The organism is Cupriavidus sp. CER-90 (assembly GCF_057652055.1).
Genome location: NZ_JBYGYM010000003.1, coordinates 139,731 through 154,793, shown reverse-complemented (window position 1 = coordinate 154,793; position 15,063 = coordinate 139,731). Strand labels below are relative to the sequence as shown.

Genomic DNA, 15,063 nt, shown 5'->3' with positions numbered 1-15,063 from the left:
TCCCGCCACCTGTTACGCCCCCTCCAGCCAACCACCCCCGGTTGCGGCGGCCGTCGCCTGCCTGGAGGCGTCCGCCTTGCCTTGTCTTTCCTTGCAGCTTCCCGTCTTCCCGACCATCGAGATCGTCGTCGCCCATTTTCGCTAAACGGAATCGGAAAGTGCCGGATGTACTGGTTCGAGGACCGGTCGCGTTGCTGGGTGTTGCCCAGAGCCGACTGCTCGTGAACCCACCATATACAGGTCAAGAACAACGCCATGGTAGCGATCGTCAGCGGCAACAGCCTCGGTCTGAACCTTACGTCTCTCGCCACGCTCGGACAGCGCGGCGCGCTCGGCAACGCGGCCCAGGGCCGAAACGGCGAGCAGGCCTACGTCAACATCGCCACGGGCAACCTGGTGCTCCAGGACCGCGACGACCGGCTCGTCGGCATCGGCGGCGCCACCAGCGTCCTGCGCACCTACAACAGCCAGGGGCAGCTGAACGACGACAATGGCGACAACTGGTGGAACGGACTGGACACGAAGCTCCAGATCTCCGGCACGCCCGGCGCTGCGGGCAGCACCGTGGTGCGCACGGACCGGGACGGATCGGCGGCCACCTACACGTATGACGCGGCACGCAACCTGTACGTGACCGCGGCAGGGGGCGGTGCCAACGACGCCATCGCCTACGACGCCGGTTCGGGCCGCTTCGCCTGGATCGATGGCGATACGCAGCGCAACGAGATCTATGAAACGTCGGGGCGCATCGTCAGCAGCATCGACGCCCAGGGCCACTCCCTGAGCTATACGTGGGGCGACCGTGGTGTCACCAGCATTGCGAACAGCGACGGCGAGTCTATCCAGCTCGACTACGATGCAAACGGCAACGTCACGCGCGTACGCAGCATGGTGCTGGTCGGCGGCACCCCCAAGGCGGTCAGCGCCGTCAGCTACGGCTACGATGCCAGCAACCGGCTTTCCACCGTCACTGTTGACCTGACGCCCGATGACGCGTCAGTGGCGGACGGCAATGTCTACCGCACCACGTACACGTACGACGGCGCGAGCAACCGCATCGCCACCGTCACGCAGAGCGACGGCACGAGCCTGGCATTCACGTATGTGCAGGTCGGCGGCCAGTACCGCATTGCCACGGTCACCGACGGCCTGGGCAAGACCACCGCCTACACCTACGACCTGGCCAACCGCCGCACCACGGTGACCGATCCGCTCGGACTCGTGACGCGCTACGAGTACGACGCCAGCGGCCAGCTGACCAGCGTGGACGCACCGGGCGCCGGTGGCGTACGCCAGGTCACGGCGTTCGCCTACAACGCCAATGGCGACGTGGTACGGGTGGTAGACGGCCTGGGCCGGGCGATCGACATGGAGTACGACGCCAACGGCAACCAGACGCTGCAGCGCGACGCCGCCGGCAATACCGTGCGCCGTGTCTATGACGCGCAGAACCGCCTGATCAGCGAGACCGCCTACCTGGTGGCTGATCCGGACGGGGCTGGCACGGGCCAGCCCGGCGCGCCGCAAACCACGCGCTACATCTACGACGCTGCCAACAAGGGGCAGCTGCGCTTCACGATCTCGCCCGAAGGGCGCGTGACCGAGTACCGCTACGATGCGGCCGGCAACCGCGTGCGCAGCATCGAGTACGCAGCGGGCACCTACAACGTCGCGTCGCTGACGGAGGCGTCGGTGGTAACCGAGGCCCAGGCCGCCGCATGGGCGTCCACGCAGGACAAGCGCAAGGTCGTCCAGACGGACATGACCTATGACTTCCGCGGCCAGCTGCAGTCTACCATTACCTATGCGACGGTGGATGCATCGGGCAACGGGCTGGCGGCAGGCGCATCGACGGTTAAGTACGTGTACGACCAGCACGGCTGGCTGCTGAAGACGATCTCGGGCACGGGCGCAGTCACGCAGTACAGCTACGACGGCCTTGGCCGCCTGGTTGCCACGCTCGATCCGTCCAACCAGCTGACGGCGACGCATTACGACGACGCCGGCAACAAGACGTCGGTACTCGCGGCCAATGGGCTGGTGACCACCAGCGTCTATGACAAGGCAGGGCGCCTGGTCAGTGTGTCGCAGGCCAATGCAGCGGCCCAGCAACTGGGACAGACCAGCTACAGCTACGACGCCGACGGCCGCCTGGTGATGACTCAGGATCCGACCGGCGTGCGCCGCTGGACGCTGTATGACGACGCCGGCCGCAGGAGCGCCGAGATCGACGGCACCGGCACGCTGACAGAATTCGTCTACAACAAGGCCGGCCAGCTGACCCAGACCATCGTCTACGCCAACGCGGTGCAGACGTCGCAACTGGTTGACGCGCAGGGCGCGCCGACCAATCCCGCGCTGGCCAGTATTCGGCCCGCCGCGTCGGCGCTCGACAACCGGTCCTGGCGCATCTATGACAGCGTTGGCCGCCTAGTGAAGTCGGTTGACGCAGCCGGTGCGGTGACGGAAACCCAATTCGACGGCGCCTCGCGCGTTGTGGCGGTGATCCGCTACGCGACGAAAGTCGATACCACGGCCCTCGGCGCGACCGCCGACGCCGCCAGCGTTGCGCCAGCCACCACGGCCGCCGACCGCGTCGTGCGCAACTTCTACGATGCCGATGGTCTGCTGCGCGCCACGCTGGACGGCGAAGGCTACCTGTCCGAACTCCGATACAACGCAGCGGCGCAGCTCGCCGAGCGCATCACCTATGCCACGGCCACCGCCGCGTCGCAGCGTGCCGCAGGCACGCTGGCGCAACTGTTGCCGGCCACCAATGCGGCCGACGCCCGTGACGTATACCTCTACAACGGCAAGGGCCAACTGGTCGGCACCGTGAACGCCGAGGGTTATCTGACCGAGAGCACATTTGACCTCGCCGGAAACCTAACGAAGACGGTGCGCTATGCCAACAAGGCAGTGGGCACCGTTACGGCCGGTTCGGACCTGGCGACGATTCGCCCGGCCACCAATACCGCGGACCAGACCAGCCAGCGCACGTACGACCTGTTCAACCGGGTACTGACCGAGACGAACGCCGAAGGCACCGTCACAACCTACACGTATGACGTGATGGGCAACCGGACGTCCACGGTACTAGCTAGCGGCACTACGGATGTGCGCACGCTGAACGTGCGCTTCGACATCCAGGGTCGTGTCACGGCCGAGCTGTCGGCCGAAGGCGCATCGAAGCTGGTCGCCGGACAGACACAGGCGCAGATCGATGCGATCTGGTCGCAGTACGCCACCACGTACACCTACGACGCAGCGGGCCGCCGTACCAGCAGCACAGATGCCAACGGCTTGCGCACGCTGTACTTCTACGACGCCGACAGCCGCCTGACGCACACCGTCAACGCCCTCGGCGAAGTCACGGAGCAGCAGTACAACGCACAAGGCCTGCTGTCGGCGTCGATCCGCTATGCCACCCGCATCAGCCTAACCAACCTCACTGGCGCCAATGCCGGCGGCATCGCCAATAGCGTGCTGCTGGCGGCCATCGACGCGGTTCGCAACGCGTCGCAGGACAGCAAGGTTACCTACACGTACACGGCCAACGGGCTGACCTCGGGCACGACCGACGCCACCGGCAACCAGACCAGTCTTACCTACGACGCATTTGGTGAGGAGATCTCGCGGACCACGGCGCTTGGCGACGGTCGCACGGTAACCCGGGAGATCGCCTACGATCACCGCGGCCTGGCCCTGCAAACCGTGCTGGACCGCACCGGTCTGAACCAGGTCGGCAGCGCCGTCTACGACGCCTTTGGCCGCTTGATCCGTTCCGTCGACCGCAACGGCAACGTCAGCGAAGTCACGTATGACCGCCTGGGCCGTACGGTATCGACGAAAGACCCGCTGGGCAGCGTCCGCAGCAGCACGTACGACGCTTTCGACCGCGTGCTGACGCAGACCGACGCACTTGGCAATATCACCAAGTTCGCGTACTCGGACAAGAACCGCACGGTCACGGTGACCCTGCCGGGCAACGTGGTAACCGTCACCACGCACAACCGCCACGGCCAGACGGTCAAGATCACCGACGCACGCGGCAACGACACGGTCTACAAGTACAACCCCAACGGTGCCCTGATCCAGACGGACACCAACGTCACGCAGACCAAGCAGACGTATGATCGCGCCGGCCGCCTGATCAAGACGCTCGATGCAAGCGGCAATACGATCAACTATACGTACGATGCCGCCGGCCGCGTGCTTACGCAGCAGCTGGACCCATCGGGCGTTAATGCGACGACGACCTACACGTACGATGCGTTGGGCAACCGCCTGACGGTGAAGGACCCGCGCGGCACGATCACGAGCTACCAGTACGATCAGAAGGGCCAGGTACTGAAGCAGACCGTAGATTCTGGCGGCCTGAACCTGCAGACAATCTACGCCTACGATGCCGCCGGCCACGTCCTGACCGTCACCACGCCCAACGGCGTGGTGACGGCCTACGGCTACGACAGCGCAGGGCGACGCATCCTTGAGCAGGTGGACCCGGCGGGTCTGAACCTGACAACCCGCTACACGTACGATAGCAACGGCAACATGGTGTCGAGCATCGACGCCATGGGGCATGTTTCGCGCTTTGTCTACGATGCGAACGACCGGCTGGTGTTCAAGATCGACGCGAATGGCGCGGTCACGCAGTCGGTATACGACGTCGAAGGGCATGTGGTGCGCAGCGTCAGCTATGCCACGCCGATCGCGCTGACCGGGCTGCCGGCCACGCCGGGCATCGCCGACATCACGGCTCGTATCACGGCTGCCGCCGCCACCGATGGCGTGGCATCGAGCGTGTTTGATGCCACTGGTCGCCTGCGCTTCACGGTAGATGGCACGGGCGCGGCGGTGGAGTACAGGTACGACGCCAACGGCAATGTCATCGAGCGCATTGCCTACGCGAACAGGATAAACCTCGCCAACTGGGACGGGAAGGCCACGCCGGCCCTGGTGGCAGATTCAGCACATGACCTACATGTACGCACGGTATATGACGATATCAACCGACCGATCTACACGATCGATGCGGGTGGAATCGTCACGGCCACCAAGTGGGATGCAGTAGGCAACGTCCTCGAAAAGATAACCTACGCCACGCCTGTACCGATTGCCACTGCCGCGACGGCTTCGGCAATCCAGGCTGCGGTGGTGCTGGTGGCCAATGCTGCAAAGGACGCACACGTCCGCACCGAGTACAACGCTGCGAACCTTCCGCTCTGGACTGTCGACGGCGTGGGCGCCGTCACGCAGTTTATCTACGACAAGGCCGGCAACCTGATCCGGTCGGTGCGCTACGCGACCCCGATCGCACAGGGCGCAGCATTCAGCACGGTGGTGGCGAATGCGGCGGATGTGGTCACGTCATATGCCTATGACGCGGCCAATCGCCAGATTTTCCAGGTGAACGCGCTGGGCGGCGTCACCGAGCGCAGCTATGACGCCAACGGCAACGTCACGGTCAGCACGCGCTACGCCACGGCCCTGACGGGCACGGCTCTCACGCAGGCGCTTGCCAACCCGACGCTGGCGGCCATACGTGCCGCGATCCAAGCCAATGGCGCCGACCGCATCGAACGCTATGGCTATGACGCAGCCAACCGGGCCGTCATCGCCATCAATGCGCAGGGTGTGGCCACCGAAAACGTCTACGACGCGGTGGGCAATGTCGTGTCCGTGCATACCTACGCCAAGGCCATTGATACCAGCGGCCTGACGGCCACATCGACGCTCGACACGCTGCGTGGCAAGCTGGTGTCCGACACCGCGCACGACCGGATCGAGCGTCGTGGCTACGATGCTGGCAACCGCCTGATCTATTCGGTCGATGCTTTGGGCTACGTCAAGAAGACCGATTACGACGGCATCGGCCATATCGTGAAGACCACGCAGTTTGCGCTGGCGATTCCGGCCAGCGTGGCGGCCACGACCGATGCGATTGGCGCAGCGGTCGTAGCGGCTGCGGCGATGGACCAGGTCAACACGTTCGTGTACGACACCTCTGGCAACCTGGTGGCCAGTACTGATCCGTTAGGGGCGACCGAACGCTACACGTACAACGGTCTGGGCGAGAAGCTCACCTTCACCAACAAGCTTGGTAACGTCTGGTCCTATGACTACGATGCCAGCGGCCGCCTGATCCAGGAAACTTCGCCGCAAGTACTGTTGACTGGGGTGTCTGCGACGGGGGCCGGCGGCACCCTGGTGGTGTCTCAGAATGCGTACGGCGCGGTGGTAACGCGCTACCAGTACGACGCGCTGGGCAATCTGGTGGCGCGTACCGAGGCTGCAGGTCGTACCGAAGAGCGCACCACCCGCTACGAGTACGACGCACTGAGCCGCCAGATCAAGACGACCTTCCCGCCCGTTGCCGTCTACAGCAAGTCCCTAGGCAACGTGGCGTCAAACGGTCAGTACGGCGGCGCCGGCCGCGTGGAAACGGTCCGGGTCCTGTCGTCGGAGACCTGGTACGACACGCTTGGCAACGCCGTTGGCGGCAAGGACGTCGCCGGCAACACAAGCGCCAAGGTCTACGACGCGCTGGGCAACGTGCTGTATGAGCTCGATGCCGAAGGCTATGTCACTGGCTACACCCGCAATGCCTACGGCGAGGTCACGCGCCTCGTGCGCTACGCCACGCGTACGGGCCTCTCGAACACGCCATTCAACGGCGCTGCCGGCGCGCCGACACGGGCCACGCTGGAAGCCGCGATCAATGCGGCGGGCGTGGATCACAGCCTCGACCGCCAGATCGTCAGCACATACGACAAGCTTGGCCGTGTGGTGGAACTGGTGGAGCCGCAGGCGTTCACGTACGACTCCAGCGCGGCCGGCAGCGCGCAGTACTTTACCGCTGGCAAGACCACGCGCACCACGTTCGACGCGTTCGGCAACACGGTGCAGGTGAGCCTGCTGCGCAATGCCGTCACCAATTCGTGGGCGACCACCACCAACTACTTCGACCTGCGCGGCAACCAGATCGCCACGGTCGATGCGCTGGGCTACCTGACGAAGAAGAGCTTCGATGCCGCGGGCAACATGGTCGCGCAGACCGAGTACGCCACGGCACTGGGCGCCGGCACCTGGTCGGTGTCTGGCTACGGTGCGGTATCAGGCTCCGGCGACGACCGGACCACGACGTACGCGTTCGACCGCGCCAACCGCAAGACCAGCGAGACCCGCGTCAACGTGGAGTACAGCACCGCATCGAACGGCAGCAGCACGCGCGGCAACCTGACCACGTCGTACACCTATGACGCCGTGGGCAACCAGACCAGCGTCACCGACGCCCTGGGCAGCAAGACTTACACATACTATGACGCACTTGGCCGCATACGCGCGATTGCCGCGCCGTCGATTGCCAGCACGGAGAGCGGCGGCACGCTGACGCCGCTGACGGAATTCTGGCGCGATGCCTACGGCAACGTCGTGCTGAAGGCCGACCGCGCGAACGGCGCGGCGACGGCAAGCGTGAACGGCTATACGGTCAGCGAAACCGGACTGGATCGCTACACGTTCACGCAGTACGACGCCCACGGTCATGCGACGCAGAGCACCGACAGCACCGGCGTCAATCACTACACGTCGTTCAACGAGCGTGGCCAGGTGGCCAAGACCTGGCAGGCGGTGACCGGCAATGACGGGGTCACGCACACCCAGTTCGAGGTTTATCAGTACGACAAGCTCGGCCAGCTCACGCATACGATCGACCCGGCCTCCACCACGGTGCTGCAGGGTGGCCTGAACGTCTCGTACAGCGGTGCCGGCGTGCAGGTGATGGACGAAAGCGGCCGCCTTGGCGTGGTGGGGACCAACCAGGTCAACCTGTCGTGGTCTTCGCTGATCAACGCCCAGGGCGATTTGGTTCGCATCCAGATCGACTACATCACCGCCGACACGCGGTATTCGCTGGGCGTGGACGAGAACGGCCAGTCGCTTGGTACCGGTGGCGTGGCCGCCCATGCCGCCAGCCGCACGGTGGACTTTTCCGCCGCCTCGGCGGCAAGCGGCGCCACCATTGCATGGTCGGACAATGGCACCAACGATGGCGGCCTGACGTCGCTGTCGTATATCCGGGTGTGGCAGTTCGAAGGCGGCCAGTGGGTCAGCAAGTGGGAAGGCAGCCCGGGGCAGGCGAACGGCTCCGGCATTGCCGAGATCAGCCAGGCCCAGGCCGGCCTGACGGACACGGCGCAGGAATACAACGCCTTCGGCGAAGTCGTGCGCAAGGGCGTCAACGGTGGGCGTCAGGAGTACTACGAGTACGACAATGCCGGACACCTGTGGCGCACGAACAATGGCGACGGGGTTGACCGCATCACGCTGTTCGATCTCTACGGTAACGCCACGGCGGACATCCGTAGTGCGGGGGTGGGGCGTGGCAACGTCAATATCGCCGCGATCGGCAGCGCCGACATCGCCCGCCAACTGAGCGACGTGCGTCGTACCGACAGCCAGTACGACGTGCTGGGACGCCAGATTTCGCAAACGGGCCCCGAACGCCTGCAGGTGCAGGGTGGGGTGGTGGCCCAGCCGATGGTGGTATCCACATCTACCCAGTCGGCCACCGCCGCGGCCGATGAGTCTGGCATTGTGACCTGGTCTGGCACCAACCAGATCAACCTGTCGTGGACCGGCCTGCAGAACCTGGGTGCCGGGCAGGTTCGTGTGGAAGTGGACTACACGTCCGCGACGTACACGTACGCGGTGCCCGGCACCGGAGAAAGCAGCAACGAAAGCGGATCGCAAACCACGGTGACAGTGCCGGGCGTGGCGCAGCATCGCTCGGCGCTGCTGACGGCAGAGCAGGGCGCCTATGGCACCAGCTTCGCGTGGACGGACCAGAACTACCAGGGCGTGGGTGGCGTAGGCAAGATCACGCATATCCAGGTCTTCAAGCAGAATGCGCAGGGTGAGTGGATCCTGATCCACGACCAGAACGGCGCAGGCGTGGGTGGCAACGCCATCGAAGTGCAGGCGCCCGCCGATCCGGCGCAGACGGTGTACCTGCAACTGGCGCCCGCCGATGGCAGCGGCGGCTGGGGCAATGCGTTGCCGCTGACGCGCTTCGGCGAAACGCTGCGCTACGACGCGGCGGGCCTGCCGGCCGGCAACTACAAGTACCAGGTCATCACGGTGGGCCGCGACGGCGTGACGCGCATCACGGCCACTGGCAATGTCAGCCTGAGCGCCCCGGCGTTGCAGACCATCGGCACACCGATCGGCTACGGCCAGTCCGGCGCCGGCGTGCTGTCGTGGCAAAGCCCTGGCGATGGCGTGACGCAGATCGTTCGCTACCGCCCGCTGGGCGGCATCGCCTGGCAGCAGATGACGGCAACGCCGCGCGGCAACGGCCTGTACGGCGTGGATACGGCTCAGCTTGGCGCCGGCACGTACGAATTCGAATTGCTGTGGACTCAGACCGGCGACGCATCGCCGTATGCCCATGCCACGGGCACCTTCGTCAAGGTGGCGGAGGTACCCGGATACTGGGTGCCGCAGGTCAACTATCCGCCGGTCAATGTCTCGCTTACCGATGGCGTGGTCGGCTCACAGCCGGTGGTTGACGAGGCAGGCAATACGTCGTGGGCCAAGGACGAGTCCGGCAACATCATCGGCGCAACGCCGGCCAAGCTGCTGCGCTGGCCGACGCCCAACGGCATCGTGCAGTTCATGTATCGCGCCCAGGGCAGCGGCACGTGGACCCAGCTGCCCGTCTATTCGGAAGCGGCGGACGAATCCGGCAACCCGGCAACGCAGTACGTCAACGTGACTGGCCTGCCGCCCGGCAACTACGAATACCAGCTCGTGGTGACGGACTGGGCGGGTAACCGCATTGGCCAGGCGCTGGGAACGCTGACCTACTACGCACAGGGCCCGGGACACTACGAAACCCGCAATGTGCAGGTGCAGGTGCCGGTCACGGCGTATCCGCCTGATCCCGCCCAGTACATCACTGGCTACACCCCCGCGCAGTACACGTATCCGGTCATCCTCGGCACCGACGAATCCGGCAACCAGATCCTGAACTCGCATTACGCGTGGCAGGGCAGCGTTGTGGTTGCGGTGCCGTACTCGGAATACCAGCTCACTGGCTGGACGACCGAGTGGTACACGGTACAGGTGCCCACGCAGGGGCCGCCGGTGATGACGACGGACGAATCCGGCAACCCCGTGCCTGCGCGCGACGAAGCCGGCAACATCATCTACACGACCGTGTGGGTGACGGAATGGCGCTCGCGCAGCGTGCCGGTCTACAACTGGGTGACGATCTACCCGCCGAACCCGAATGCCTACATGACGGTGGCGCCGCGCCCGATCTACGGCTACCCGGTGGTCGTCGGTACCGACGAATCGGGCAACCAGATCCTGAACGCGCACTACGCATGGCAGGGCAACGTAGTGGTTGGCGTGCCTTACACGGTCTATCAGTGGCAGACCCAGCAGCAACAGGTATGGGTGGAGGGCACCACGCCGCCACCGACCACGCAATCGACCACGCCGCCGTACACGCCGGCCTACTATGTGAACCCGATTCCGGCGCAGTACGGCGCCAGCGTATCTACCACGTCCAGCACGGCGATCAGCCTCAGCGCCAGCCAGGCCGGTGGCGCCGTCGGCCAGGCCACTGGCATCAATGGCGACGCGTTCTGGGCGCGGCCGAGCATCCAGCAGAAGCTGGACCGCTGGGGCAATGTGCTTGAAATCAGCGATCCGCGCTCGCCGTACTGGAAGACCACGTACCGTTACAACACCAACAACCAGATCATCGAGGAACGCCGCCCCGATGCCGATGGCAACCAGACCTATCTGAGCCCGGTCACGCGCCATACCTACGACGCGCTGGGCCGCGAAGTTTCTGTAACCGATGCCAACGGTAACGTCAACGGCAAGACCTACGATGCAGCCGGCAATGTCGTGACGGAACTGCACGCCGACGGCGGGGTGGTGAGCTATCGCTACAACGCCTTCGGCAACAAGATGTCGATGCTCGACGCCATGGGCTGGCTCACGCGTTATACGTACGACGCGGCGAACCGCCTGATGAGCACGATCCACGCCGGCACCGAAGTGACCTATGTGGACGGCAACTACAACCTGCAAAGTGCCGGCTGGCAAAACGTGTCGGAGGAGTATCGCTACGACCAGGCGGGACGACTGCTCCTGCAGATTGACGGGGCCGGTGCCGTTACCCGCTATGCCTACGATCTGCGTGGCAACCTGCTTTCGACCACGCAGCCGATGGGCCAGGTCACGCGCTCGGCCTACGACGCGCTGAACCGCAAGATCGCCGAGGTCGATCCGACCAACATGGCGGCAACGTGGACGTACGATTATTTCGGCCGCGTTACGCGCCACACCGACATCGGCGGCGCGGTGTACAGCTACGCCTATGACAATGCCAGGCAGCTGATCCGCCAGAGCAACACGCGCGGCCAGTCGCTGGGCTGGGACTACGATGCCGCAGGGCAGGTGACCACGATCAGTGACTACGCGCTGGGTCAGACCACGACCTACGCCTATGACCTGGCGGGCAACCGCGTGCGCGAGAAGACCGTGCAGGGCGGCGCCGTCTACCAGGACAACTTCCTGGCCTACGACGCGCTGAACCGCCTGCGCGACGTGGCGGACGGGCAGGTACATATCTCGTTCCAGTACGACGCAGCCGGCAACCGCACCATGATCGACCAGCATTCGGTAGATGGCGGCAACCGCTCGGACATGACGCGCTTCTTCCGCTACGACTCGATGAACCGCCAGATCGTGGTGGATGGCGTGGATGTCTACGGCAACATCGGCACGCAGGGGCACGCCATCACGTACGACAGGAACGGCAACCGTACCTCGGACACGTACTACGGCAACAAGGTGACCACGGCCGGTGGCGAGACCATCATCGTGGGCTACGAGGAGTCTGGCGAAGCCATCTATGGCACGAACCCCACGTCCTTCGTGCGCTATGCCGGCCAGGTGACGGAGAACTACAGCTACGACTACCAGAACCGCCTGGTCAGCGTGGTGCGCGACGGCGTGCAGATCGATCACCGCTTCTACGACGGGGCAGGGCGCGTGACGATGAGCGGTTCGCGCAACCTGCCGCAGGACTACGTCAACAAGCTCAACGAAGGGGTGCCGCAGGACCAGACCAACGGCCTGGAGCTGCGCGCCAACATCTACGACGCGAACGGCCGCCTGCTGCACCAGCGCACGCTCAAGAGCGACGGCACGCTGAAGTCTGACGTCAACTACGACAGCTACGATGCCGCCGGCAACGTGCTGCAGTACACGCTGCGCGACTACGCAGGCGGCTACACGAACGTCTACAACTACAGCATGCTGCGTTTCGAGGGCTACAAGCAGGGCACGCTCTCGGGCCGCAGCGACAAGATGAACCCGGGCTCGACCACCAGCAGCTACGACGTCAACGGCAACCTGATCGGGGTTTACGACGCGACCCTGCCGGCCAACAACCGCACGTTCGTGAACGATGCGGCAGGCCATGTGCTGCAGGTCAACCAGGGCGGCAACATCAACCGCCAACTGGTGGTGAACGGCGAGGTGATCGGCACGCACGGCGTGGGCATCAACCCGGTGACGCCGAAGAACGGGCAGGGCAATCCGAACTTCTCGTACGGCGCTGACTACGACTTCGGCTACCAGCCGATCGTGGCGAACTACCCGAACGCTGCACCGGGCAGCTACACCGTGCAGAACGGCGACTCGCTGCAAAGCATCGCCCGCAGCGCCTACGGTGATTCGGCCCTGTGGTTCCGCATCGCCGAGGCCAACGGCCTGAGCTCCGACCGCGACCTGCGCGTTGGCCAGACGCTGAACATTCCGAACCAGGCAACCGGCATCCACAACGACAGTGGCGTGTTCAAGCCGTACGACCCGAGCAAGATCGTCGGGGATACGACGCCGAACCTGCCGATGCCGAGTGCGGGTGGGGGTGATGGGTGTGGTCTGATCGGGGGCATCATCGTTCTGATCGTCACCGTGGTGGTGGCCTTCTACACCGGTCAATACTATCTGGTCCAAGAAGGCTTCAGCATGGTGGCCGCGGGTGCCATAGGTGCCGCCGCCGGGTCGGTGGCCGGTCAGCTGACCGGAATGGCAATCGGTCAGCAAGACAGCTTCGACTGGAAGCAGGTCGCAATGGCTGCAGTGGGTGGGGCGATCACCGGACCGCTTTCCGAGGTGAGTTCACTCACTAGCAGCACGATGGTGAACGCCGCCGTGCAAGGGGCGCTGACAAGCGCGGTCACGCAAGGAATCAGTGTTGCCATTGGACTCCAGGACAAGTTCAACTGGAAATCGGTGGTGGCTTCAGCTGCTGGCGCCGCAGTCGGTTCCGCCATTGGCGGAAAGATCGACTCTGAATTTGGGAGAGGCGCTGCAACGTCGTTCGGCGGGTCGTTTGTCAAGTCGCTGGGCGCAGGGCTAACGACAGCAGCACTGGGCGGCGGACGAGTTGATATCCAGACCATTGCAACAGATGCGTTTGGCAATGCGTTGGGTCAGAGCTTGGCCACCCAATCGAGTACCGCTTGGGATGGCACCTTGTACGGCAGCAAGGCGCCGAGCATTAGCTATCTAGACAATACGCCGGTGAGTGGGATCTTTACGGGGGCCGACGCGATGGGGCCGGCGATTCCGGAGATACAGAATCCAGACGGGTCATGGACACCACCAGGTGTCCCGACTGGGCTGCCGGCCGATGGGCCCAACGCCATTACCATCGGCAAGGGACAAGGCGTTCTGTCGGCACTGGATGGAGCCGGGGTGTCGGATCGATACGCAGCATACGGTCAGCTTGCCCGCACAGGGCAGTTGAAGTTCGATGCCAAGGGCATGCCGATTGTACGGCCCGGGCAGGAGCTGTATCTGGATAGCGCCATTGCCGCCGATGGTGACAGCGAACTTGGGCGCAAGCTGACCGCTGCTGAGGGGGCTAACCGGGTCAAGATCGCAGAGCAAATCGCAAAGGCACAAGCCGAGGCGGCCGCCGCTAGTGAGTCGTACCGGGAGGCCAATCGATTCGGCGGCTTCCAAGCTGACAATCAGGCGTTTGCAGCGCAGCAGGCCACGTTGCAGGCGGCGGCAGTTGTCCCCAGCAACTCTGCTGCGAACATTGTTGCGGCTGCTCTGGGGGGGGAATTCTCCGTACTGTCGAGTGATCTACCGTCTGATGTGGCATCTGGATACGCTGGCCCCGCTCGCGCCATTGCGGACCCTGCGGCGCGAGCTATCGACGAGTACAAGCTGGGGCCGCGCGCCTTGGGGCTAGCGGGTACAGTGGCAGCGGGGTATGGAGTTGCAGGAGCTGCAGTAAGCCTTAATCCACAAGCGACGGCGTTGGCTCTGGATCAGATGTACGCGAGCGCTCAGATGGCAGTGACGGGACAGCCGACATCGAGCTTCCTGAACCAAGGCTTGCGCGGAGCATTTGGGCTGAATGAACAGCAAGCCGCCTTGGGTGAGTTGGCGGTGACCTTTGGGGCATCGGGTGGGATCTCGGCGACACGCGAGCTGATTGGTGATGCCGCAGCGACATTGCGCGGTGCAGGCGTCCGGGATTGGAACATCAAGTTGGCGCCCTATGCGCCGGGTACGCTTTACTCGAATCCTGTGCCACTGCAACTCGAGCCGATTGCGCCAAACGGTACATCAGAACTTACACAAGTCCAGATTAACTCTCAAAATGGGGCTGCCTTCCAAGCTCGAGTTGCTGCTTACGGCAGCAATACCCTAAACAACTTCCTGGAGGAAGTTTCTATTCGTCCTTTTACGAATGCAGTTGGCGACGTTGCGAACTTCCGCGTAAGATTAGACGGCGTTGGGACTGATCCGAATACGTCGAAGTTCAATCTCATGGAAGCTAAAGCTAGCGAAGCTGCGCGACTGACGCGTAATCAGACGGCCGGCTTTCCTTTGATCGAGCAGTATGGCGGTGTAGTAGTGGGAAATTCGGGGAATCCAAGCTATCCAGCTGGCACTGTGATTCCTCCAACCACAGTACAGGTTGTGAGACCAAGTAACCTTCAGAAGGGATACTAG

1 protein-coding gene is annotated in these 15,063 nt (G+C 64.1%); it reads left to right on the top strand.

Annotated features, from left to right (window positions below; translation table 11 throughout):
* Positions 1–255 precede the first annotated feature (255 nt).
* On the top strand, positions 256–15,063 hold the full coding sequence (locus AC24R4_RS27860) for a LysM peptidoglycan-binding domain-containing protein (RefSeq protein WP_487524094.1): 14,808 nt from the start codon (positions 256–258) through the stop codon (positions 15,061–15,063).

Coding starts and splice junctions, on each gene's coding strand:
- AC24R4_RS27860 (WP_487524094.1), top strand. CDS start 256: ATGGTAGCGATCGTCAGCGGCAACAGCCTCGGTCTGAACCTTACGTCT.